25 protein-coding genes are annotated in these 20,972 nt (G+C 63.0%); 12 read left to right on the top strand and 13 right to left on the bottom strand.

The window, feature by feature from the left end; translation table 11 throughout:
• Positions 1-75: 75 nt before the first annotated feature.
• Genes R0382_RS16995 through R0382_RS16980 form a run of 4 tightly spaced genes read right to left on the bottom strand, consistent with a single transcriptional unit; the run spans position 76 to position 2,586 of the window.
• The gene (locus R0382_RS16995; protein ID WP_432721143.1) at positions 76-933 is read right to left on the bottom strand and encodes a sigma-70 family RNA polymerase sigma factor; all 858 of its coding nucleotides are present in this window, start codon (positions 931-933) and stop codon (positions 76-78) included.
• Positions 930-1,862: an alpha/beta fold hydrolase gene (locus R0382_RS16990; protein WP_432721141.1), complete on the bottom strand. Its 933-nt coding sequence runs from the start codon at positions 1,860-1,862 to the stop codon at positions 930-932. Before R0382_RS16990 ends, R0382_RS16995 begins: the two co-directional genes overlap by 4 nt.
• A gap of 58 nt (positions 1,863-1,920) precedes the next feature.
• Complete coding sequence (locus R0382_RS16985; protein WP_432721139.1) at positions 1,921-2,226, bottom strand: EthD family reductase; 306 nt, start codon at positions 2,224-2,226, stop codon at positions 1,921-1,923.
• Between the two features lie 54 nt (positions 2,227-2,280).
• The gene (locus R0382_RS16980; protein ID WP_432721137.1) at positions 2,281-2,586 is read right to left on the bottom strand and encodes a putative quinol monooxygenase; all 306 of its coding nucleotides are present in this window, start codon (positions 2,584-2,586) and stop codon (positions 2,281-2,283) included.
• 375 nt (positions 2,587-2,961) lie between these two features.
• Between R0382_RS16980 and R0382_RS16975 the strand changes: the two genes are divergently transcribed.
• Positions 2,962-3,354: a VOC family protein gene (locus R0382_RS16975; RefSeq protein WP_432721135.1), complete on the top strand. Its 393-nt coding sequence runs from the start codon at positions 2,962-2,964 to the stop codon at positions 3,352-3,354.
• A 191-nt stretch (positions 3,355-3,545) separates the two neighbouring features.
• Here R0382_RS16975 and R0382_RS16970 read toward each other — a convergent pair whose 3' ends face one another.
• From R0382_RS16970 to R0382_RS16960, 3 genes are read right to left on the bottom strand one after another with little or no spacing between them, the layout of a single operon-like run.
• Positions 3,546-3,932 carry an ArsR/SmtB family transcription factor gene (locus R0382_RS16970; protein ID WP_432721133.1) on the bottom strand — a complete coding sequence of 129 codons (387 nt, stop codon included), beginning with the start codon at positions 3,930-3,932 and terminating at the stop codon, positions 3,546-3,548.
• Positions 3,919-4,386 (bottom strand): SRPBCC family protein, encoded by a 468-nt coding sequence (locus R0382_RS16965; protein ID WP_432721131.1) that lies wholly within the window; start codon positions 4,384-4,386, stop codon positions 3,919-3,921. The genes R0382_RS16970 and R0382_RS16965 overlap by 14 nt, the downstream gene beginning before the upstream one ends.
• The gene (locus R0382_RS16960; RefSeq protein ID WP_432721129.1) at positions 4,383-4,889 is read right to left on the bottom strand and encodes an SRPBCC family protein; all 507 of its coding nucleotides are present in this window, start codon (positions 4,887-4,889) and stop codon (positions 4,383-4,385) included. Before R0382_RS16960 ends, R0382_RS16965 begins: the two co-directional genes overlap by 4 nt.
• 92 nt (positions 4,890-4,981) lie before the next feature.
• On the opposite strand from R0382_RS16960, the gene R0382_RS16955 reads away from it, so the two are divergent.
• Together R0382_RS16955 and R0382_RS16950 are read left to right on the top strand one after the other, a co-directional pair.
• A complete protein-coding gene (locus R0382_RS16955; RefSeq protein ID WP_432721127.1) occupies positions 4,982-5,128 on the top strand; it encodes a hypothetical protein in 147 nt (48 codons plus the stop codon).
• 94 nt (positions 5,129-5,222) lie between these two features.
• A complete protein-coding gene (locus R0382_RS16950; RefSeq protein WP_432721125.1) occupies positions 5,223-5,564 on the top strand; it encodes an FKBP-type peptidyl-prolyl cis-trans isomerase in 342 nt (113 codons plus the stop codon).
• 176 nt (positions 5,565-5,740) lie between these two features.
• Here R0382_RS16950 and R0382_RS16945 read toward each other — a convergent pair whose 3' ends face one another.
• The 4 genes from R0382_RS16945 to R0382_RS16930 are packed head-to-tail and all read right to left on the bottom strand — an operon-like array spanning position 5,741 to position 11,285.
• Positions 5,741-7,702 carry an FAD/NAD(P)-binding protein gene (locus R0382_RS16945; protein ID WP_432721123.1) on the bottom strand — a complete coding sequence of 654 codons (1,962 nt, stop codon included), beginning with the start codon at positions 7,700-7,702 and terminating at the stop codon, positions 5,741-5,743.
• A gap of 27 nt (positions 7,703-7,729) precedes the next feature.
• Positions 7,730-8,938 carry a pyridoxal phosphate-dependent aminotransferase gene (locus R0382_RS16940; RefSeq protein ID WP_432721121.1) on the bottom strand — a complete coding sequence of 403 codons (1,209 nt, stop codon included), beginning with the start codon at positions 8,936-8,938 and terminating at the stop codon, positions 7,730-7,732.
• A 51-nt stretch (positions 8,939-8,989) separates the two neighbouring features.
• Positions 8,990-10,234 (bottom strand): MFS transporter, encoded by a 1,245-nt coding sequence (locus R0382_RS16935; protein WP_432721119.1) that lies wholly within the window; start codon positions 10,232-10,234, stop codon positions 8,990-8,992.
• A gap of 43 nt (positions 10,235-10,277) precedes the next feature.
• Positions 10,278-11,285 carry a TauD/TfdA family dioxygenase gene (locus R0382_RS16930; RefSeq protein ID WP_432721117.1) on the bottom strand — a complete coding sequence of 336 codons (1,008 nt, stop codon included), beginning with the start codon at positions 11,283-11,285 and terminating at the stop codon, positions 10,278-10,280.
• Positions 11,286-11,745: 460 nt separating this feature from the next.
• Between R0382_RS16930 and R0382_RS16925 the strand changes: the two genes are divergently transcribed.
• The 6 genes from R0382_RS16925 (at position 11,746) to R0382_RS16900 (ending at position 17,449) form a co-directional block, all read left to right on the top strand.
• A complete protein-coding gene (locus R0382_RS16925; protein WP_432721115.1) occupies positions 11,746-12,900 on the top strand; it encodes a LeuA family protein in 1,155 nt (384 codons plus the stop codon).
• A 75-nt stretch (positions 12,901-12,975) separates the two neighbouring features.
• A complete protein-coding gene (locus R0382_RS16920; protein ID WP_432721113.1) occupies positions 12,976-13,587 on the top strand; it encodes a cysteine hydrolase family protein in 612 nt (203 codons plus the stop codon).
• Between the two features lie 32 nt (positions 13,588-13,619).
• Entirely contained in the window at positions 13,620-15,551 is a 1,932-nt protein-coding gene (locus R0382_RS16915; protein ID WP_432721111.1) for an aconitase family protein, read from the top strand.
• Positions 15,552-15,582: 31 nt separating this feature from the next.
• A complete protein-coding gene (locus R0382_RS16910) occupies positions 15,583-15,945 on the top strand; it encodes a cupin domain-containing protein (protein ID WP_432721109.1) in 363 nt (120 codons plus the stop codon).
• 220 nt (positions 15,946-16,165) lie between these two features.
• On the top strand, positions 16,166-16,759 hold the full coding sequence (locus R0382_RS16905; RefSeq protein WP_432721107.1) for a TetR/AcrR family transcriptional regulator: 594 nt from the start codon (positions 16,166-16,168) through the stop codon (positions 16,757-16,759).
• Between the two features lie 207 nt (positions 16,760-16,966).
• Positions 16,967-17,449, top strand: coding sequence for a DUF1579 domain-containing protein (locus R0382_RS16900; protein ID WP_432721105.1), 483 nt, complete (start codon positions 16,967-16,969; stop codon positions 17,447-17,449).
• 11 nt (positions 17,450-17,460) lie between these two features.
• On the opposite strand, the gene R0382_RS16895 is transcribed toward R0382_RS16900, so the two are convergent.
• Positions 17,461-18,417: a polysaccharide deacetylase family protein gene (locus R0382_RS16895; protein WP_432721103.1), complete on the bottom strand. Its 957-nt coding sequence runs from the start codon at positions 18,415-18,417 to the stop codon at positions 17,461-17,463.
• A 112-nt stretch (positions 18,418-18,529) separates the two neighbouring features.
• Entirely contained in the window at positions 18,530-18,892 is a 363-nt protein-coding gene (locus R0382_RS16890; RefSeq protein WP_432721101.1) for a hypothetical protein, read from the bottom strand.
• A gap of 80 nt (positions 18,893-18,972) precedes the next feature.
• On the opposite strand from R0382_RS16890, the gene R0382_RS16885 reads away from it, so the two are divergent.
• From R0382_RS16885 to arsB, 3 genes are all read left to right on the top strand, one after another.
• Positions 18,973-19,290, top strand: coding sequence for an ArsR/SmtB family transcription factor (locus tag R0382_RS16885; RefSeq protein WP_432721099.1), 318 nt, complete (start codon positions 18,973-18,975; stop codon positions 19,288-19,290).
• Positions 19,291-19,309: 19 nt separating this feature from the next.
• Positions 19,310-19,786 (top strand): ArsI/CadI family heavy metal resistance metalloenzyme, encoded by a 477-nt coding sequence (locus R0382_RS16880; RefSeq protein ID WP_432721097.1) that lies wholly within the window; start codon positions 19,310-19,312, stop codon positions 19,784-19,786.
• 102 nt (positions 19,787-19,888) lie between these two features.
• Positions 19,889-20,965 carry an ACR3 family arsenite efflux transporter gene (gene arsB, locus R0382_RS16875; RefSeq protein WP_432721095.1) on the top strand — a complete coding sequence of 359 codons (1,077 nt, stop codon included), beginning with the start codon at positions 19,889-19,891 and terminating at the stop codon, positions 20,963-20,965.
• Positions 20,966-20,972 lie beyond the last annotated feature (7 nt).

Raw genomic sequence — 20,972 nt, 5'->3', positions numbered from 1 at the left:
TTTGCCGAATCGGTGATCGTGTCCGCGATCCCGTACGCGCAATTTGCGGCACAGGCGCCAACCACCGTCCTCGCTTTAGCCCAACCGCACCCAGTCGGTAGCTTCAAGCACATAGGGCGTGAACAAGAAATCCCGGATCTTGATGATCCGGCCTTCCGCCCAATCGATCAGCACAAAATGCGCGGGTCTTTCCATAGCCCCGGTGCTGTCGAAGACCAGCATGGCCGGCTGCCCTTCGACCGCGCCGAGGGCGAAGCGCCATTTGGTCACTTCGGCATAACGGGTGAAGTACATGCCGATCTTGTCGCGCCCGGCCAGTTGCAGCCGGTTCACCAGATCAAGCTTCACGTCATCGGCGAGCATGGCGCGGACGGCGTCGAAATCGCCGCTCTGAAACAGCTGGACATAAGCGCTGATCTTCTGCCGGTCTGAATCGGACAGTAGCGGCAGTCGGGCATCATCGGGCGCTTGCGCGAGTTGCCGCAGCGCGGCGCGCCCGCGCTGTAGCGCCGATTTGGCGGCGGGCGGCGAGCAATCGGCGATATGGGCGATCTCGTCGACCGAATGACCCAGCACATCCTTGAGGATGACCGCGCAGCGCTGCAGCTCCGGCAGCCGCAGAAACGTCTGAAAGCCGATCGCGACGATTTCCGCCTCGGGCAGGGCCTCGGCTTCGATGTCGTCGGTGAGCGGCACGACCGTGTGCCGCGATCTCTCGCGCAGGAAGTCGAGGCTGGTGTTGTGGGCGATGCGAAACAGCCAGCCGACGACATTGTCGACCACGGCGCCCTGGGCTTGGGCGTCAAGGGCTTTGACTAGCGTGTCCTGCAAGACATCTTCGCCATGGACCGCCGATCCGGTCATGCGCGCGCAGTAGCGATGCAGGCGCGGCCGCAGCGCGATCAGGCAATCTTCGAATTCGGCCGTGTTCATGGATTGAGATCCACCGCGCTGGCGCGTTCTTGTTCTGCGAAGGCTTGGGCCGCAATGCCGATGAGCACCTTGGACAGCGCGGCCGCTTGTGACAGGAAGGGCGAGTGGCTGCTTTCCAGTGTGTGGGCCGTGGTTGTGCTGCCGATGGCGGCGTCAACCGTCGCAATCATGTGATCCTGACCGGTCAAGGGAATCGCGCGATCCTGGGTGCAGCGGATGTAATGGCGCGGCACCGTGCCAAACCGGCCGGGCGTGATGGCCGATGGCGCCAGGGCGCCGGCGTTCGATTCGTCATAGTGAAGTTGCGCCGCTGCCTGCGCGAATTCGGGCTCCGGCACGTCGGCATAGAACGTCGCTTTGAGCAGCGATCGGTAGACGGGATCGGTGGATGCGGGATTGATTCTGGTCGCACCGATGGCGACGGGATCGCCGATGAACAGCCCGGGCGCGAGCGCCGACGACAGGGCTTCATGCTGGAGCATCGCCAGCAGGGTCATGCCGTTCGGCACCATGAACGCCGCCAGATAGACGACGGCCAGTAGCTGATCCGGCAGTTGCTCGGCAACGGCCGAAATCGTCATCCCGCCGGCCGAGTGTCCGACCAGGATGACCTTGCCGTCGCTGAGTGCTGCCGCTTTTTTGACCAGGTCGACGACCGCCTGCGTTCGCGCTTCCTGCGTCACGCCGGCGACGGGGGACGGTTCGGCGGCGAACGCTGCCGGGTCGAATGGGCGGCGACCGAGTGAGGCGGGCGCGATGGTATTGACCCCGGCGCCGGGCAGGTCGAGCGTCAACGCCGTGTAGCCCTTGGCTTCAAGAATGGGCGTCACTTTGTCCCACGCCGAATGGTTGTGCCATCCGCCGTGGACCAGAACAAAAGCTGCTGCTGACATTGCTGAGTCCTCTTCGTCTGTCTTGATGATCGCCATGGATCATCGATATACGCTGCATGAGCGGCCGCCCGCCGAGGCGAGCCGCGGGATGGGGTCAAACTTCCCGATCGTCGAAAAGGAACATTTGCACGCCCGAATCATCGGGCGCAAAAAGCCGGCGATCCGCCGCAGCCGCTTGGCCCTCCGCGCTGGCAAACGCCTTTTCGATCGCCGCCAGATCGTCGAAGTACAGCGTGCCGATCCGATGAATGTTGGCAGCGCCTGCGGGTGTGGCAATGCGGCCGTCGCTGACTTCATACTTCCTCAGGCCCGGCAGCTTTTTGGCGAGCGGCACGTGGATGTCGAAGTAATGCCGATCAAATGCCTCGACGTTCTTTGGTGTCGGGTAAATCACGACCATTCGCGCCATGGTGGTGCTCCTTTGTGGCTGGGGTGAGACTGCTTGCGGTCATCGTCAAAAGCTGTCGCTCAGCACCGCCGAGCCCACGACCGATTCCAGGCTCGCCAGCGCGATGATCTGCGGGAAATAGGCTTGCATGCGCGGATCGCTGCGCATTGCCTCGACGGCGGCGGGGCTCTCCCACTCGGAATAGATGACGACGCTGGCGCCGTCCAGCGCCGGGATCAGCCGGGTCGTTTTCCAGCCGTGCAGCGTGCGGATCACCGTGTCGGTGTTCTGCTTCAACAGCGCGATCAGCGCATCCTGCTTGCCGGGTTGGACCTTCAGCAGATTGATCAAAATGACGGAATCGTCGGCCATGGCAGGTCTCCTTCTGTGTTGGACACACTAAAGACGAGCCACGGGGTGGAAACGGATCGCGACGTAGAAAATATTCTGGAGATCATTTGGAGGAGGGCTTTGCAACGCCAGTGCGCTGAGCTGACGCAGTCATCGCCGAGCGTACTCCGACAGCCGCCAAATCGGCGCTTCAGCGCTGGCCCGCGATCGGCGCAGGGCCGTGCCGCGAAGCAAATCCCCTTGGGAAGCGCGGGAGCACCGGCCGTCTCGGTTTGCCTTGCATCAGCTACTGGCGAAGCAGTCGCCCGCCAGCCGGGGACCGGCGGTTGGCAGCCAACGCAATCCACAATGGCGTGCCAATCGTGCCAAGCTGATTGTTTACGCAGGAGCGCCTCGATGACGATAGAACTTGATCACTTCATCGTGTCTTGCCGAGACAAGGCCGCATCGGCCAAGGTGCTGGGCGAGTTGCTCGGAGTACCTTGGGCGGAGACGGGCTTGGGGCCGTTCGCGCCGGTGTACATCAACGAAGGCTTGACGCTCGACTTCTTTGAAACCGGTGAAGATTTCCCGGTCGAGCATTATTGCTTTCGCGTGGGGCCGGACGAGTTCAACGCCATCCTCGACCGCATCAAGGCCGCGGGCATTGCCTATCGCAGCTCGGTAAATGGCCCGGTGGATCGGCAGATTGGCGCGGTGTACGGCAATGTTTACTGGAACGAGCCGGATGGGCATCAGTGGGAGTTGCTGACGGTGAGCTATGCCCGTCGGGGCGCCCAGAGCGGCTAACCCGGCTGGCTTGCCGTAATCACGTGTGTTGCCGAAGGGAATCTCTTAATACCCTTGGAGTATTCGCTGCGCTCAGCCCATCGGCTGGGTAGGGTTGATACGGCGTCCCATCTCGGCGGCAAAAGGCCCAGCAGGGCCTTTCGCTTCTAGTATTCGACTGCGGAATCGCAGCCGTCTGCAGTCGTACCGAATCACTGCGCTTCGACAAAGAGCTTGAGCTTTTGCAGGGCAATGCCCCATTCGTGCCCGATCACTTCCAGCGTCTGCCTTGCGGCTTCGATCTGCGCCGGGTCCAGCTGCCACAAGCGCTCCCGCCCGAGCTTCACATCGCGCACCACACCGGCCTCGGCCAGCACCTGCAGGTGCTTGGTGACGCCCTGGCGGCTGATGTCGGTGTTGGTGGTGAGCTGGGCGATCGAGAACGCGCCGCCGGCGCAGAGCACGGCGACGAGTTTCAGCCGGGTTGGATCGCCCAGCGCGGCGAACACCCGCGCCAGCGTGTCGCTGGCATGGATGACGCCGGATACCCCGTCGGCCGAGGCCAGAGCGGGAGAGGGCGAAGCATTAGGCGCTGGCATAGCGGGCGATGTTCTCCAATTGTGCCGCCCAGCCGTGATCGTTCATCCGGAAGGCTTCGAGCCGGCGGTGCGGCGGGACGTTGTCGAAGCCGGATTCGACCACAGTCAGCAGCGTGGCGTTCTCCGGCGCGTCCTTCAGCGTGAATACCACGCGGGTCGGCGTTTCCAGCTCGTAATCGACGTTGGGTTCGACCGGGTACGGATGCCAGTGATAGGACAGCAGCTGCTGCGGTTCGATCCGTTCGATCACGACGTCGAACTGGATGTGCTCGAAGCCGGAAATGGTGATCGGCCCACGGGTGCGCTGGCCGGGCGCGAAGGACTGGCCTTTTAGGTTGGCGCCGAACCAGGTGCCGAAGGTTTCGGCATGCGACAGCGCATGCCAGACGCGTTCGCGCGGGGCGTTGATGACGATATGGCGTTCGACGCGATCCGAATTGCTCACAGTGCTCATGGGGTCGTCCTTTCGGCAACTTGCTCGATGGGTACGGCGGGATGGGCCTCGGCCGGGCGATAAGGGGTGCCGGTACCGGTGGCCGTGTACAGCTGCAGGCTGGTGAGGAAATTCTGCCAGCCGTTGCGGCATAAATCGTAGCACTCGAACTCCGGCACCAGACCGATATGTTCGAAATCCAGCCGGGTCTGCCCATCACCGGCGGCGGCAAGGCGGAACACGATCTGCGTACCGACCCATTCGTCCTTGCGGGTGAAATGCTCGATGTCGGTGTGCGCTGCGGTGCACAGCCAGTGCACTTCGCGTCCCGCCACCAGCTGCTCGATACGCATATGCATGTAATGCGGCCCGAAGCGGAAGCGCAGTTCGCTGCCAACGTTGCTGGCTGTATCGACATCGCTATCCTGCGTCCACCAGCCGCGCAGGCCTGCGGGCGTGGTGAGGGCGGCGTAAACGGTGGCCGGTGTCGCTTCCAGAACGAGGCTTTGCTGATAGTGGTGCATGGCGGATCTCCATAGTGCAACCAATTGGTTGCTTCTTGCAGTATGCGATCACAAGCCAAAATAGCAACCATTTGGTTGCTATTTGATGCGGCATGAAGCTGGCGGATGCCATCAAACCACCGGGCCAAACCACAGCCTTGCTGGCGTGGCGCCGCATCGATGGCAAAAAACGGCGCCGCGGTGAGCAGACCAACGGTCGGTTCACGCTGACCGCCTCGGCGTTGTGGCCGGGTTGCTGACGCGCGTGTGCCCTTGCGTCCATGAGACCCGCACGTGGGCCGCCGAGGTAAAATCACCCGCCTCGGGTACAGCCAAGACAAAGTGAGTCCAGCAATGAGCAATGAACTGAAAATCGAAGACCTGCAGCTCGGCACCGGCAAGGAAGCCGTCAAGGGCGCACTGATCCGCAGCCATTACACCGGCTGGCTGGAGGACGGCACCCAGTTCGATTCGTCGCACGATCGTGGCCAGCCCTTCCAGTGCGTGATCGGCACCGGTCGGGTCATCAAGGGCTGGGATCAGGGCATGATGGGGATGAAGGTCGGCGGCAAGCGCAAGCTGTTCGTCCCGGCGCATCTGGCCTATGGCGAGCGGCAGATCGGTGCGCACATCAAGCCGAATTCGAACCTGATATTCGAGATCGAGCTACTGGAAGTGCTGACGCGCGACGACTGAACATGCCTGGGCCTGCCTTGGGCCGTTGGCTAACGCCGCTAGCGACGGGGCGTGACGCGGACGCTCGGGCGGGCTTGTTCGATACAGACACGCGGCCCGCGGCAAGCGATCCGGCCTGGCTTGCCGAGACTTGCTGCGCGGGTGCGCGCTGTTTAGAGAACGTCGTGAATGTTGTCTTATGCCGGGCAGACGGCCACTGGACGTTGGTTGGGGTAGGCCGGTTTGGACTCGGGTGCATCCGGGTACGCGACGGGTTCGGTGATCAGAACCGGCGCCAGGGCATCGCGAGCAATAGCGTCGGCATCAAGCACGAAATCGGTCCAGAAGCCGGGCCGGCTACTGCCGGCCTGCATGAACCAGCGGGTGTGCTCGGTCGGGATGCCCAGCACATAAAGTTGCCGGTTGGGGACGCCATTTGAATCCAGCGGATGATAGGGTGAGCCAGACACCGCAACGCCGCCGGTGTCGAAGGGCGCGTCGCCGTTGCGATTGACGTAGCTGGTCCAGATGCCTTTGCGCAGCAATTGCTGCGTGAGCGGGGCCTTGTCGCTGCCGATATTGGTGCTCGGGATACGGGCATCGATCAGCGTGCTGACTGCCGTAGCCGAGCCTTGCACATGCGGCGACGCGAGTACAAAGCGCTGGCTGGCGGGCTCGCAACGGATCTCGACAGCCGGGCCGACGATGCGCAGCACGCCGGCCTTGATCAGTGCGCGCGCTTGCCTGACCCGGAACCGGGGAGGCCCTGCCGCCAGGAAGGCGCTGCGTGGCACATACCAGTCGAAGAAAACACCCCGGTGCGACTCAGGCGCAAGCCCGCCGAAATCGACCAGACTGCGAATGATGGCGCGCGTGTCGCGAATCACGTCGAGGGCAGCCTTGAGCGGTGAATCGACATTGCCCTCTTCGGCATGGGCGAGGTCGGCGTCGATTTCGGCCAGCAATGCGCGGACAAAGGCATCGGGGTGATCGAACGTCCGATCTGCGAACGGATGGGCGATGCGGTCGAGGTCGACCGGCGCAGTTTCGCTTTGGCCGTATTCAGCGGCGAAGAATCTGATGGCGTCGACGCTTTCCAGCCCTTGCACTTCGACCGCGCGACGGAATGCGGCCGCACGTGCTTCACCCTGTTGCTGGCGGATCAACGTCTGGTAATACACCAGATTCACTTCGGCCAGCAGCAAGGGAACGATCTGGACGGCGAAGTCGACCGGCCCGGCCTGACGGATGGACTGCGCACGCGCCATGGTGAAAATGGCCGGTTCATAGCGGTAATTGGCGTGCTTCTGATTCCGACCACGGGCGAGCAGCAGCATACTGCTGCGCGAGCCCCCCAGCAGCACCGGCTCCCGGCCGGACGGCAGGTAGTGCAATTCGCCCTCCGTCTCGACAAAGCGGCCACCGCGACCGAGCGTCAGTGCCGCCATGACGTCGTAGAACGACAGCCCCAGGCCGATGATGCCAACGTTCGATCCTGGCGGGATATCGTCCAGCGGCATATCGGCCGCTGAATCGCCCTGGATGTAGCGCAGATCCGGCTGCGCGCCGGCAAAGTCGGCGTAGGCCTTGTCGCGCCCGCTGGGCGTAGGCTGGCTGTGCCCTGGCACCAGGACCACGCGATCGGCGTCGATGCTACCGCCAGACGCCAGCGCCAATCGATAGCCGCCAAGGTGCTCGGCGATATCGAGCACGGTGTCGGTCAACTGATGCAGCTGCGCCCGGCCTTGCAGTGCTGCTACAACGCTGCCGAATACAAATTGCATATACCGACCATAACGGGCGCGCGAGGCATAACTGTTGGGGCCGGTATACGTGCCCGGGTCGGTGTCTCGCCACCACAGCGCGAGCGACGGACCGGCGCCGGGGCGTGCGGGGCCGCCGTCGGCAGTCCCGGAGAACGCCGAGACCTCGTCGGCCACGGTGTTCATCAGATACCAGTCTGGCTGGTCGGTGCGCCAGATGCGGCCGCAGCCGACCTGGTTGGCGTCGATCAGATGGATATGCAGGCGCAAGGGGTCGGTGTGCGCCTGGGACAGGATGGCCGCAAGGCGCTCCATCACCGCCAGGCCGCGCGGGCCGCTGCCGATAATGGCAATGCGGTGGAGCGGTGCGTTGGTGTTTGTGTGTTCCGGTGTCATGGTGTGTGCATTCGCTAAGTTAGGGACTCAGACGGTCACGAGCGGGTTGGAGCGGCGGGCTTTGGTGTCGGCGATCGCGGTGCGAATGCGTTCGACGGCGGCGGTGACGACATCGGTCGAGGTTGCAAAGGAAAGACGGATGTATCCCTCGCCCCCGGCGCCAAACGCACTGCCGGGGGTGACGACCACGCCGGCTTCGCGCAGCAGCCATTGCGTGACCTCGGCCGAGCTGCCCAAGCCCAGCCCGCTGATATCGGCGAAGGCATAGAAGGCGCCGTCGGGGTCGATGCAGCGCAGGCCATCAATGGCATTCAGCCCGTCAACCACACGTTTGCGGCGCAGGTCATAAGCCTCACGCATGGCGGTGATCGGTGCCTGATCGCCGGTGAGCGCGGCGAGCCCGCCTTGCTGGATAAAGGCACCGGCGCACCCGACGGTGTGCTGGGTTGCGGTGAGGGCCGCGTCGATCAGGTCGCGAGGGCCGGCGATGTAGCCAAGACGCCAGCCGGTCATCGCATAGGCCTTGGAAAAACCGTTGATGGTCAGCGTGCGATCGCTGGCCTTGGGCAGGCTGGCGATACTGATATGCGGCTTGCCGTAGGCGATTTTTTCGTAGATTTCGTCAGCGATGATGACGAGGCCGTGCTGTTCGGCAAAGTCGGCGATCAGCGCGGCCTCGTGTTCGTCGAGCATATGGCCGGTGGGGTTGTTGGGGGAGTTGATAAGGATCGCCCGAGTGCGCGGCGACAGCTTTTGCGCCAGCGCAGCAGCGGTGAGTGCGAAACCGTTGCTGGCGTCGAGCGGCAGTTCCACGGCCTGAGCGCCCATCATCTGAGCCATTGCCTTGTAGCTGACCCAGCTCGGGGTTGGAATGATGACCTCGTCACCGGGCCCGAGCACCGTCATCAGTGCGACAAACAGCGCGTGTTTGGCCGACGGCGTGACCACGACCTGGGTTTGCGGATCGATGACGACGTGGTTGTCGAGGGCCAGCTTGCCGGCGATCGCGTCCAGCAGTGCGGGAATGCCGCGGCTGGGTGTGTAGTGCGTCCAGCCGTCGTCGATGGCCGTGCTTGCGGCTGTCGAGATATGGGCGGGCGTGGCGAAATCGGGCTCGCCGCCACCCAGGTCAAGCAAGGAAATACCGCGGGCGCGCAGCGACTGCACCATATCGAATAGCGCATAGGTGGCAGATGGGGCGATCTCGGCAAGCAGGGGGGAGATGCGTTTAGGCAATTCGTTCTTCCTCGAAGGCCGGCATGGCTCGCCGCCATGCCGGGGCGCGATTTAGGCCAGCTTGAGCTGGGTTTGTTCTTGCTGTGCGGGTGAGAGCGGCACCGCGAGTAGCGACGCCAGCGCAATCAGCCCCCAGACGACGTTCCAGGACGAAATCGACAGCACGAGCGGAATCAGCAGCGGGGTGAAGAAGGCCGACGAAAAGACCGTCGTCCCTTCCATGCCGATCGCGGTGCCCGCGCGGCCAGCGCCGGCCATCGCGGCGATTTCGGTGTAGGCAACGCCATGCCACGCGTTGGCAAGGATGCCGCTGACACTGACCAGCGCGAGCACCAGCAGCGTGGGGGCCTGGTTCGCAAACACCAGGCCCAGGGTGGCTAGGCCGGCCAGCAAGCCGATGCCGCGAATGACGCTGCGACGGTTCTTGTGCTTGTCGGTATAGCGGCCGCTCCAGACGCGCAGCACGGCGCCGCCGACCTGGACGATGATCAGCGTCGTCGAAAGCGTGGCGATCCCGACCTGGCGTTCATCGTGCAAGTAGATGCCGGCGAAGGTCAGGATGGCGATTTGCGGTGCGGTGAGCAGGCCGCTGGCCAGCGCCAGGCGCCACACGTCGAGGCGGCGCAAGGGCGAGCGCGGGTCAACGGCCCCGGACGCCGCTGGGGCGACTTCGGCTTCATGGAGCCAGATCCACGTGGCGATGGCACTCGCCAGGCAGAAGAGCGCCAGCACGGCGTAGACCGTGGTAAAGCCGTAGTGCTGTGCCAGGCGGGGCAGGATCGCTGCGCCGATGGCGCCGCCGACCGGGATGGCGGTCTGCCGGATGCTCATGGCGAAGCCGCGTCGCGCATCGGTAAACCACGTCATGATGGCGCGGCCGGACGACGAGTTGACGCTGGCGCCCAGTGCGCCAACCAGAATGAAGCTGATGCCCAGGACCGTGGCGCTTGGTGCGCCGTGTTCCGTGGGGACGACAAACGCCGACATGATGGCCAGCATCGAACCCATCAGCAGCAGACCGGCCAGCAGCACCCGCCGATCACCCAGCTTGTCGGTCAGCAGGCCCCAAAGGATTTCGGAGACCCCGACCCCCAGCGCCATGCAGCCGAGCACGAAACCGAGCTGGTTGTTGCTGAGGTGGTAGCCGGTGCGCATCAGGATGCCGATGACCGGAATGCCGGAAAACGCGGCCGAAAAGCTGGCCTGCGCGGCAAAACCGACGCCGAGCACGGTCCAGCGGTGATTGGGGCCGAAGCGGCGTGCGCCGGTTTCCGGCGCTTGGCGCGATTGAGTCATGTTGTTTCCTCTTTTTGCGGCGTGAAAGATGTACGGAGGTCGCTCAATCGGCGACGCAGCCAGGCGTGCCATTCAGCCATTTGTCCGCGTGCCGGTCGGCGGCGGACTGGTTGCGAAATGCGTAGGTCTTGAGCAGCCAGCGGGAGCGGGTGCCGTTGGGGTCGTTGATTTCGATTTTTTCGCGGTTGTGCAGCGCGTCCTGGTTGGCGAACACCAGCAGGTCGCGGTCGAGCAAGCGGTGGCGAGTGCGCTGGGCGCGGGTCAGTGCGCTCTTCATCGCAATCAGCGCATCCTTGGCGATCTCGGGGGCCTGAGGCGCGACCCGGGTCATCGAGTCGAGGTAGCGGAAGCTGTGATGGTTTTCGAGGATGGGATGCACCTCGGAGATCACCTGCGCTTTGTTGGTATCGCGCGAATACACATCGAACGGCGTAATGAAATGGGGCAGGCGCAGTGTCGCCTGCTCGTCTGCCGAAAGATGCGCCAGCAGGTCGCGGCCATCGATATAGCCCGTATAGACGAGGTCATCGGCCGGGCAGCGCATGCCCAGCAGCGCGATGAAATCGGCACGCACCGAATGGGCGGTGCGGTCGTTGTGATAGACCAGCTCGCTATCGCTGAACCCGGTCTGCATGCCGCTGTAGCGGTTGATCGCGATGACGTCGGTGAAGAAGTCGCCGTTGTTGCGGCTGCCGTAGGCCAGCTGCGGCGTCTGGGTGAGACGCGCGAATAGCGCCAGGAAGGCTTCGCCGATATAGGTCCGCTTCTTGGCGTACTTGTCGGCAACCGGATCGTCGAGATCGAGCTCCGGCAAGTCAGCGTCGATCGGGCAGTTGCGCAGAACATGGATGTCCGAGATCGCTTGCTCGCGATCGGTACGGATCTTGTCGCAGAGCGCGCGAAAGAAACCAGGTACATCGTTGCCGCGTACGAGGCTGTCGACCTCGGCAACGAAGTGGGCGTGGTGCTCGTAGGGGTTGCCGGGAATCGATTTGAGCAAGGCGAACAGAACGTCGTGCTCATCGGCCGTGAAAGTGTGTAGTGGCTGCATGATGGATTTTCTTGGGTGTCAAACCTTGCACCAAGGGTGGCTGGTGCTTCTCCAGCGGCTGTACTCGGCTTGGTCGGTGATTTCCAGGTGATGCATGGTCTGGAATTCCCGGCTGGCCCCGGCACGCCTTTTTACTGTACCTACTGTTATGTTTTTTGTGCAACTACCAGCGTACTGCTCAAGAAAAAAACCTCATGACCTCAGCTTGGAAGCGGAGATACGTGCAGTATTGGCGTTATCTTTGAAGGTTTTGCTCGTTTTTCGTGTTGTTACTTGAAATTCTTAGGTCGTGTCGTTTTTGTACAAAGTGTTATGTACATAATTAATTTGTGGCATAAAACGTGATAAGTTTCGTGCCAGAATTAGCGACTGCTAATGACAGGACCCGGGTCGGCGCCGATGCGTGAAAGGTGGCCCGGGTGGTTTCCCGGCAAGAAAACGGCTTAATGAGGGAAGTAAAATGAAACGTATTTCCATTTTTGACACGACCTTGCGTGACGGCGAGCAAGCCCCGGGTAATACGATGAGCCCGGCGCAGAAGCTGGAGCTGGCGCTCAAGATTGAAGCGCTCAATGTCGATTTCATCGAAGGCGGTTTCCCCGCCTCATCGTCGGCAGAGTTCGAAACTGCCCGGCTGCTGTCGCAGGCACTGACACGCGCCAGCTTTGTCTCGTTTTGCCGGGCCCAGCGTTCCGACGTGGAGATCGCACTTGATGCCGGTGGTGTGTCCGGGCGCCACGGTCTGCAAATCCTGGCGACCGGCAGCGATCTGCACCTGGAGCACAAGCGCCGGATCAGCCGCGCGGATGCGATTCGTGAAGTGGTCGAGACGGTCGAATTTGCACGTACGCAGGGCGTCACGCTGATTTCGGTTGGCATCGAGGATGCGAGCCGCGGGGACGAGTCCTTTCTACGTGAATTGGTCGAACAGTCGGTCGCGGCCGGGGCGAGCACCGTGGTGGTGGCCGATACCACCGGCTATTCGACGCCGACACAATATGGCGACCTGATCCGCAAGGTGCGCCATTGGGCGCCCGAGCCGGTGAGAATCGCGACGCATTGCCATGACGATTTCGGCCTGGCGCTTGCGAATGCGGTCGCCGGCCTGCAGGCGGGTGCCGACGAGGTGCAGGTCACGCTGGGCGGTATCGGCGAGCGTGCGGGCAATACCTCGATCGAGGAGCTGGTCGGGCTGTTCCACTACAAGCGCGACGAGTTCGGCCTGTATACCGATGTGCGTCTGGAAGGGATGTACGACGCCTACACCACGCTGCGCCAGATCATCGGGCTGGAAGAACCGCGCAACAAGGCGATCTTCGGCAAATATGCCTTCAGCACCGCGGCCGGTATTCACCAGCAAGGCGTGTTGCGAAATCCGAGTACCTACGAGTACGTTGAGCCGGCGCAGTTCGGGCGCGAGCGCTCGATGCTGATTGCCCGGCATTCGGGCCGGTCTGTGCTGCGGCATTTGCTCGACCAACTGGGTGCGGAAGTCGACGAACAGCATCTCGATGCACTGTATCGCACCTATATCACCGACCGCCGCGAGGGCGATTGCGAAGATCTGCACGTGCTGCAGGCCCGCCTGCGCGAGGCGTTAGCCATCGCGGCCTGATGTTGCGTCGCTGCAAGGGCGGCGTGCCCTTGCAGCTTTTTTTACGGATTTCCTTCAGTTCAAGGAATAAAGCAAATGCCGCAAAAGCAAGACAGAAAGGCGCTGCTGGTGCTCGACTTCATCAACGAAATTGTCCATCCGGATGGTCAGTACGCATCGCACGGCTATGCCGACCAGGCCAGGCGCCGCGGCGTGCTGGAAAATACCGCCGTGGCGCTCGAACGGGCGCGGGCGGCGGGCATTCCCGTGATTTTCGTGGTGGTGGGATTTTCCAGTTCCTATGCGGAATGGCCGGCGGGGTCGCCGGTCTTCAAGGAGGCGCGGGACGGGGGGCGCATCGTGTTGGGCAGTTGGTCCACACAGGTACACGATGCACTGGCACCGCTGCCGCACGAAGCAATTGTCGCCAAACATCGCATCAGCCCGTTCTACCAGACCAAGCTGGAACTGCTGCTGCGTCAATACAATGTCGACACGCTCCTGCTTGCCGGTGTCTCGACCGAGTTCGTGATCCTTTCCACTGCGCTGGAAGCGCACGACCGTGACTATCAGGTGGTTGTGCTGGAAGACGCCACGACGTCGTCGCAGGACGACTACCACGACGCGGCGATCAAACTGGCCGCGCGCGTGGCGACGATCAGTACCGTGGCACAGGCGCTGCCTGCACGCGACCGGGTGCCGGCATGACGGCCGTGGCGCCCACGACGTTTTCGGGCCGCATGTTGCTGCTCTGCGCCGATCCGGACCAAATCGAAGAGCAGTTGCAGGGGGGCGAGCTAAGCCTGGCGGAAGCCGGCCCGCTCCGCGACGATGTGTCCACCGACGAGATCACGCCCATCCCGGTGCTGGGGCACTTTGATCGTCGCTTGGGGCGCTTCCCTTATACCGGGCTGAAGGCGGGCGAGCGCTTGCCGATCGGCCCGGATGCGGTGCTGCGGGGCGGATTTAGCGTCGTGGTGGCCGGCCGTCGCTACGGCAAGGGCTCATCGCGCGAGCATAGCCCGCTCGCCGAGGTGTCGGCTGGGGTGAAATTGGTGCTGGCCGAGAGCTTCGAGCGCATTTACCGACAGAACGCCGACAACCTGGGGCTGTTTACCTCGACCAATCTGACGCTGGCGGCGCAACTGGCGCGCGGCGAGCCGATCGGGCTGAACGACGTGCTGGCCGGCCGCGATCATCTGGCGGCGTCGGTCTTGCGTAGCGGCGGGTTGTTGCAATACGGCCGGCAGCACATGCGGGGCATCACGCCACTGTCGGACGATGCCCTGGACGCGTTCCATGCACGTCCACGCAGTTACTTCGAGAAGATCGTGGCGCGCCACGCGGTCTCGACACCGGATGCGCCCGCGCCGCTGCAGGTGGGGCAAGGTGGTTTTGTTCGTGCCGACTGGCGATTTATCCACGAGTACTACACCGGCATGTGCGTGCATATGCTCGATGAAGCTTTCAACGCGGATGTTGTGCTGCGCGATGTCGACAGCATCATCGCCTTCGAGGATCACCTGGGCTATCTGCACCGCAGCGAGGTGCACCAGCGCAACGGGCTTGCGCCCAGCCTCAGCGGCCTGGTGCAGGCGCACCGCGCCTTCGTGACGCGCTTTGGCGTGCGAAGCCACGGCGCCTTGCCGGGTGGCGAGGGGTCGGAAGGCATCTCGCATGCGCTCATGACCGAGCAATATGCCCTGCCCGGGCAGTTGCTGGTCGGCACCGATTCGCATACCACGCACAGTGGTGCCGTCGGCTGCGTGGCGTTTGGCGTAGGCAGTACCGATATGGCCAACGCCATGGTGACCGGCGCGGTGCGGATGACCTTGCCCGAATCGATTCGCATTGACCTGCAGGGGCCGTTGCCGCGCGGGGTGACGGCGAAGGACATCGTATTGCACTTGCTCGCCGATCCGCGCATCAAGGCCGGTGCTGGGGTGGGCAAGGTGTTCGAGTTCGGCGGTACGGCGCTGGCCGAACTCTCGACCGACGAACGTGCCACGCTGACCAATATGACCGCCGAGCTGGGCGGGTTCACCGGCCTTGTCGTGCCGGATGCCGAAACGGTGCGTTTTCTGCGCGAGCGACGCGGCGTCGAGTTCGCGCTGGCGCCGTGGATGTGCAGCGACGAGGGTGCGGAGTATGCCGACACGATTGCGCTCGATTGCGCCGCGATGACGCCGATGGTGGCCGCTCCGGGAGATCCGGGCAATGGCATCGCCCTGAGCGAGCTGGCGGCGCCGGTAAAGGTGGATATCGCCTACGGCGGTTCGTGCACCGCCGGCAAGCGCGAGGATTTTGACCAATACCACGCGGTGCTGTCGTGGGCTGCAACGCGGGGGCTGCGCGTGCCGAACGGCGTGAAGCTTTACCTGCAATTCGGCACGGTGGACGTGCGCGATTACTGCGTCGAGCGCGGCTATCTCGACGTGTTCGAGCGCGTGGGAGCCGAGCTGCTGCAGCCTTCCTGCGGTGCTTGCGCCAATTGCGGCCCAGGTGCTTCGACCGATGCGGCGCAAGTCACCATCAGTGCCATCAACCGCAACTTCCCCGGTCGCTCCGGGCCGGGGCAGGTCTGGCTAGCCAGTCCGCCCACGGTCGCTGCCAGTGCGCTGGCCGGGGAAATCATTTCATTCGACGACCTGCGCCACCGTGTTGTCAGCTGACGTTGCGCCAACCCATCAAGGAACCACAATCATGCATCTGCCCAAAGTCGTTAACTTGAACGCCTTGCCGGACAATCTCGAATCCCTGACCTGGGAGGCATACAGCAGTCATGGGCGCGAAGGGGCGCGCATTCATGATTTGCATCGGGATGCAGACACAGGGCAGCGGGCTGCCCTGGTGCATTTGCAGCCGGGCGCCCAAGCCCAAGCGCACCGCCACGAAGACTATGAATCGATCTATGTGCTTGAAGGGGGGTTTCAGGACGAGACCGGGCGTTATGCCAAGGGTGATCTGGTGGTTTACCCCGCCGGTAGTCACCATGCCTGGCGCAGCGCCGAAGGAGGGGTGATGTACATCGTCTGGGGTGGCCCGGTATCGGCCTATTCCGGCTGACCGGTAGCCAAGTAGCGCCGTGAGCGAATCGGCGCTTGAGCTTCTGTTCCACTCGAGCCGCTAGCGGGTAGTCTGGTCAGGGATCAAGCGTTAATACTGCCTGAGCTTGGTTTTCAGGGGGGAAGGTCTGGTTTGAGGGTGCTGTTTCGAGCAGGGACTGTACTATACTCGGACATTATTTATGCCCGAGGATGTACCTACTATTAGGTAGGTTTTGCTTATGAACGCAAAAGAGTCTTTGATCACCAGTACCCAGGCGTTGCTCTGGGAGCGCGGTTATGTCGGCATGAGTCCCAATGCCATCCTGCGCCGTGCGGGTGCCGGGCAGGGGAGCATGTATCACCATTTTGCCGGCAAGGCCGAACTAGCACTCGCGGCGATCGAACGCAGCGCTGAAGAGCTTCGGGCATTGATGGAAAGGCCATTGTCCGCCGAAGGCACTGCGGTGAGCCGGATCACTGCTTTTCTGCTGCGCGAGCGGGATGTGCTGCGTGGCTGTCGTATCGGCAGATTGGCGCAGGATCCCGACGTGGTCGCCAACGCGGCCTTGCGTCAACCCATCAATGAGACCTTCGAGGTGGTCAAGCGCCGTTTGGCCGAGGTGCTGGAACTCGGCGTCGCGCGCAAGGAGCTTCGCGCTGAGCTCAATGCCGCGGATACGGCCGCGATGATCCTGGCCGTGCTTCAGGGCGGCTATGTACTGGCGCGTGCCGCCGACTCGGTCGAACCGTTCGATCACGCGATCAAAGGTGCGCTGTCGCTGCTCCGTTTAATGGCGCTTGAACAGGATGGTCCAACGTCCCAGGGCGAATAGCCGCTGCTCTTGATACCCGGCTGGTATCGTGGCGAGCCGCGGATTGGCGCGCATATCAAGCCGCACTCGAAGCTGATTTTCGAGATCGAACTGCTGGATTGGCTGACGCGCGACGATTGAGACTGCCGAGGCCATTCGGCGGCTGACGGCCGTATTGCTTGAGTGAGCCGACTAGGCTGGCATCTTCAGGTTTTGAAGGAGCCGGCCATGAAAACCGAAGTCCTGCAGCAGCACCGCTGGCTGCACCAATTGCTGGGTGACTGGACGTTCGAGTGTGAAATGCAGGGCCCGCCGGATCAGCCGCTGGAGAAAAGCAGCGGCAGCGAATCGGTCCGTACGCTGGGCGACATCTGGGTGGTGTGCGAGGGGCAGGGCACGATGCCCGACGGCGATCCGTGCTCGATGCAGATGACGCTGGGTTTTGACGCCGAATCGCAGCGCTTCATCGGCAACTGGATCGGCTCGATGATGACGCATATGTGGGTCTACGACGGCGAACTCGATCAGGGCGGCCGTATCCTGACGCTGTCGTCGACCGGGCCCGATTGCCTCAATCCCGGCCAGAGCCGCGTTTACCGCGACGTGATCGAAATCATCGACGCCGACCACCGGCTGCTGCGCTCCGAAGGGCAAGATGCCGACGGCCGGTGGTCGCCGTTCATGACCGCGCGCTATACGCGCAAGCGTTGAACACACTGCATTCAGCGGCTCAGGCAGGTCTTGCCGCCGGTGTTCACTTTTTCCTGCAGCGCCCGCATCGCCCGGTAGTCGGTGTACTTGAGGTCCTTGCCCAGTTGCTGGATCAACGAGCCGTTCCAGACTTCGAAGTCCGATAGCCGCAGCACCAGATCGGCGATGCTGGTGCGTGCCGATGGGCTGTCCTCGGCCGGGTGGATTGCCAGGTGGTTGATCCCGGCTGGCAGTGTGCCGATCCAGCTGTCGTAGCCGGCGTAGCGTTGGCCGGGGATGCGTTTGGCCGGGTTGTAGTGCATGAAATAGGCATCCGGCGTGACGATCCCGTCGGCCTGCAGCTGGCGCGTCGCATCGTGCTGCATGAAGGTGGGCATAGCGTAACCCTGCATCACGATTGGGATGCCGGTTTCGCGTGGCAGCTCGGTATAGATCTCCAGCAGCGCCGGGCTGGCGGCCCAGAACACCATGTGCGCGTCGAGGTGAGTGATCGTCAGCCCGGCGGCGCGGACCGAGGCGATCTGCGCCAGCAGCTCCTTTTTTACCTCGGCCGGCTTGGCGTGCTGCGCGACCTCCTGCGTGGTCGCCCACAACCGGCCCTGCGGGTTGTACAGCGATGGCACCTCGGACGGCGGCAGCACGCTGCCCCACGGTTGCTTGTCCTGCCACTCGTTGGTCAAGGTCAGATGCACCCCGACGGCGAGCTTGCGATCGCGTGCCATTTTCGCCGCGGCGGCAAAGTTCGGCGTCGGCGGCATGATCGACAGCGCCTGGATCTTGCGCTGATCGAGCAGCGCAAATGCGGCCTTGTCGAGATCCGGATGCATGCCGATGTCGTCGGCATTGACGATCAGCACCTTGTCGGCCGGTGCGAAGCCGAGGCATTCGCTCAGCGCGGTGGCCGAAGCGGTCTGGGCGGTGATGACGAGCAGGGTGGTGATTAAAGCGTGGCGGAGCGGGAAATGCATGACGTCGTTCCTGAGATCGGACGAGCCGCCATGATAGCAATAGTGAGCAAAAAGAAAGTTTGATGTCAGTGCGTGGGCCGGCCAATTGGCCGGCCCATCTGGGGGCGATCGACTACGCTGGCTGTGACAGCGGTGCTGGCAGCAGCCCGCTGGCCACTGCCTGACCGAAGTACGCAAACAGCGTGCCGCGGTCGATTGGCGCCGCGTCGGCATCGGGCAGCAGCGCGAGGATGCGATCATGGCGGATCGCCCCCATGCGCAATACGTCGTTGCTGCTGCGCGTTTCGAAGAACGATAGCGTCGCGCGGTCGTCCTCGTCGGCGTGCAGCTGCGTCGCGATGTCAACTTCATCTGCGGTGCGCACACCGAGGAACAGATCGACTTTGTCATCGCCGCCGCTGCCGATGCCTTGCGCGAACTGCAGCAGGTGTTCGCCGGCTGAGCGGTCAAGCTGCCACGTTTGAGCGATTTTCACGGGGCCCGGAAGGGCCCTTTTTTCATGACTGCGACAACGTCTGGCTTGCTTGTTTTCCATATTTCTATAAAAATGGAAATATGGAAAACAAAGATGCTGTCATTCGCCTTGCCGCACTGGCACAGGAAACCCGCCTCGCCGTGTACCGGCTGCTGGTCACCGCCGGCCCCGACGGACTGGCCGTCGGCCGCATCGGCGAGGCACTCGGCGTCGCGCCGGCGACGCTGTCCTTTCACCTGAAAGAGCTGGCACACGCCGGGCTGGTCACAGGCCGGCAGGAGAGCCGCTTCATCTACTACTCGGCCAACTATTCGTCGATGAACGACTTGCTGGCCTTTTTGACCGACAACTGCTGCTGCGGCGTGCCGTGTGGCGTCGATGTCGACAGTTGCTGCTAGTTCTGCAAGGCGCCCCGCGATGAAACGCTTCCACGTCCATGTATCGGTCGATGACCTCGACGCCAGCATTGCGTTCTACTCAAAGCTGTTTGCGGTTGAGCCGACCGTGCGCAAGCCCGACTACGCCAAGTGGATGCTGGATGATCCGCGCATCAATTTCGCGATCTCGCAGCGTGGCGCACCGGCTGGCGTAGACCACCTCGGTTTTCAGGTCGATAGCGACGACGAGCTGGCCTTGCTGCAAGCGCAATTGCAGTCCGCCGATATTGTCGTGCTCAGCGAGCCGGGGAGCGCCTGTTGCTACGCCGAGTCGGACAAACACTGGGTGACCGATCCGTCGGGCATCGCCTGGGAAAGCTATCGCACGCTTGGCAGCATCCCGACCTTCAACGCTGGCGAGCCGGACGGTGAGGCAAACACTTGCTGCGCACCCAAGAGCGTCGCGGTCACGACGACCCCCAAAAACAGCTGTGCCCCCGGCAACGGTTGCTGCTGAAGCCAGCGCAAAGGAAGTTCACGAAGAAGCAGCAAGGTCTGCAACGTCCTCTTCCTGTGCACCGCCAACTCGGTGCGCAGGTGATTGAAACCGGAGTGTTTGATGTCCCCGCAATGTGAAGTCATCGGCAAACATGCCGCTGCTGCACCAATGAGTTTTTTCGAGCGTTATCTGACCGCCTGGGTGCTGCTCTGCATCGTCGTCGGCATCGCGCTGGGCCAGGGTTTGCCGAGTGTGTTCAAGGCGGTCGGTGCGATGGAAGTCGCCAAGGTCAACCTGCCCGTCGGGCTGCTGATCTGGGTAATGATCATTCCGATGCTGTTGAAGATCGACTTCGGTGCGTTGCATCAGGTCAAGGGCCATATCAAGGGCATCGGCGTCACCTTGTTCATCAACTGGCTGGTCAAACCGTTCTCGATGGCGCTGCTCGGCTGGCTGTTCATCCGCGTGCTGTTCGCGCAGTGGCTGCCGGCGGATCAGTTGGATAGCTATGTCGCCGGGCTGATCCTGCTCGCCGCCGCACCGTGCACGGCGATGGTCTTTGTCTGGAGCCGGCTCACCGGTGGCGACGCCTACTTCACGCTGTCGCAGGTCGCGCTGAACGATCTGATCATGGTGTTCGCCTTCGCGCCGCTGGTGGGCCTGCTGCTCGGGGTGGCAAGCATCGTCGTGCCGTGGGCGACGCTGCTGACCTCGGTCGTGCTCTACATCGTCATCCCGGTGCTGATCGCCCAGGTGATCCGCAAGGCCTTGCTCGCCAAGGGCCAGACGGCGTTCGACACGGCGATGCACATGATCCAGCCGTGGTCGATCGCCGCGCTGCTGGCCACCCTGGTGCTGCTGTTTGCGTTTCAGGGCGACGCCATCATCAAGCAGCCGCTGGTGATCGCGCTGTTGGCCGTGCCTATCCTGATCCAGGTGTTCTTCAACGCCGGGCTGGCGTACTGGCTCAACCGCAAGGTTGGCGAGAAGCACTCGGTGGCCTGCCCTTCGGCACTGATCGGTGCGTCGAACTTCTTCGAGCTGGCCGTCGCCGCAGCGATCAGCCTGTTCGGCTTCGAATCCGGCGCCGCGCTGGCAACGGTGGTCGGCGTGCTGATCGAGGTGCCGGTGATGCTGCTGGTGGTGCGCATCGTCAACGCCAGCAAACCGTGGTACGAACGCGGCGCGGCCCGCTAATCACTGG

This window comes from Jeongeupia wiesaeckerbachi, assembly GCF_050916355.1.
GTDB lineage: Bacteria > Pseudomonadota > Gammaproteobacteria > Burkholderiales > Chitinibacteraceae > Jeongeupia > Jeongeupia wiesaeckerbachi.
This window is presented reverse-complemented; position numbering and strand designations above follow the sequence as displayed.

Excerpts from the sequence above, each read along its gene's own strand:
- R0382_RS16995 (WP_432721143.1), bottom strand. The coding sequence starts at position 933 with ATGAACACGGCCGAATTCGAAGATTGCCTGATCGCGCTGCGGCCGCGC.
- R0382_RS16990 (WP_432721141.1), bottom strand. The coding sequence starts at position 1,862 with ATGGCGATCATCAAGACAGACGAAGAGGACTCAGCAATGTCAGCAGCA.
- R0382_RS16985 (WP_432721139.1), bottom strand. The coding sequence starts at position 2,226 with ATGGTCGTGATTTACCCGACACCAAAGAACGTCGAGGCATTTGATCGG.
- R0382_RS16980 (WP_432721137.1), bottom strand. The coding sequence starts at position 2,586 with ATGGCCGACGATTCCGTCATTTTGATCAATCTGCTGAAGGTCCAACCC.
- R0382_RS16975 (WP_432721135.1), top strand. The coding sequence starts at position 2,962 with ATGACGATAGAACTTGATCACTTCATCGTGTCTTGCCGAGACAAGGCC.
- R0382_RS16970 (WP_432721133.1), bottom strand. The coding sequence starts at position 3,932 with ATGCCAGCGCCTAATGCTTCGCCCTCTCCCGCTCTGGCCTCGGCCGAC.
- R0382_RS16965 (WP_432721131.1), bottom strand. The coding sequence starts at position 4,386 with ATGAGCACTGTGAGCAATTCGGATCGCGTCGAACGCCATATCGTCATC.
- R0382_RS16960 (WP_432721129.1), bottom strand. The coding sequence starts at position 4,889 with ATGCACCACTATCAGCAAAGCCTCGTTCTGGAAGCGACACCGGCCACC.
- R0382_RS16955 (WP_432721127.1), top strand. The coding sequence starts at position 4,982 with ATGAAGCTGGCGGATGCCATCAAACCACCGGGCCAAACCACAGCCTTG.
- R0382_RS16950 (WP_432721125.1), top strand. The coding sequence starts at position 5,223 with ATGAGCAATGAACTGAAAATCGAAGACCTGCAGCTCGGCACCGGCAAG.
- R0382_RS16945 (WP_432721123.1), bottom strand. The coding sequence starts at position 7,702 with ATGACACCGGAACACACAAACACCAACGCACCGCTCCACCGCATTGCC.
- R0382_RS16935 (WP_432721119.1), bottom strand. The coding sequence starts at position 10,234 with ATGACTCAATCGCGCCAAGCGCCGGAAACCGGCGCACGCCGCTTCGGC.
- R0382_RS16930 (WP_432721117.1), bottom strand. The coding sequence starts at position 11,285 with ATGCAGCCACTACACACTTTCACGGCCGATGAGCACGACGTTCTGTTC.
- R0382_RS16925 (WP_432721115.1), top strand. The coding sequence starts at position 11,746 with ATGAAACGTATTTCCATTTTTGACACGACCTTGCGTGACGGCGAGCAA.
- R0382_RS16920 (WP_432721113.1), top strand. The coding sequence starts at position 12,976 with ATGCCGCAAAAGCAAGACAGAAAGGCGCTGCTGGTGCTCGACTTCATC.
- R0382_RS16915 (WP_432721111.1), top strand. The coding sequence starts at position 13,620 with ATGTTGCTGCTCTGCGCCGATCCGGACCAAATCGAAGAGCAGTTGCAG.
- R0382_RS16910 (WP_432721109.1), top strand. The coding sequence starts at position 15,583 with ATGCATCTGCCCAAAGTCGTTAACTTGAACGCCTTGCCGGACAATCTC.
- R0382_RS16905 (WP_432721107.1), top strand. The coding sequence starts at position 16,166 with ATGAACGCAAAAGAGTCTTTGATCACCAGTACCCAGGCGTTGCTCTGG.
- R0382_RS16900 (WP_432721105.1), top strand. The coding sequence starts at position 16,967 with ATGAAAACCGAAGTCCTGCAGCAGCACCGCTGGCTGCACCAATTGCTG.
- R0382_RS16895 (WP_432721103.1), bottom strand. The coding sequence starts at position 18,417 with ATGCATTTCCCGCTCCGCCACGCTTTAATCACCACCCTGCTCGTCATC.
- R0382_RS16885 (WP_432721099.1), top strand. The coding sequence starts at position 18,973 with ATGGAAAACAAAGATGCTGTCATTCGCCTTGCCGCACTGGCACAGGAA.
- R0382_RS16880 (WP_432721097.1), top strand. The coding sequence starts at position 19,310 with ATGAAACGCTTCCACGTCCATGTATCGGTCGATGACCTCGACGCCAGC.
- arsB (WP_432721095.1), top strand. The coding sequence starts at position 19,889 with ATGTCCCCGCAATGTGAAGTCATCGGCAAACATGCCGCTGCTGCACCA.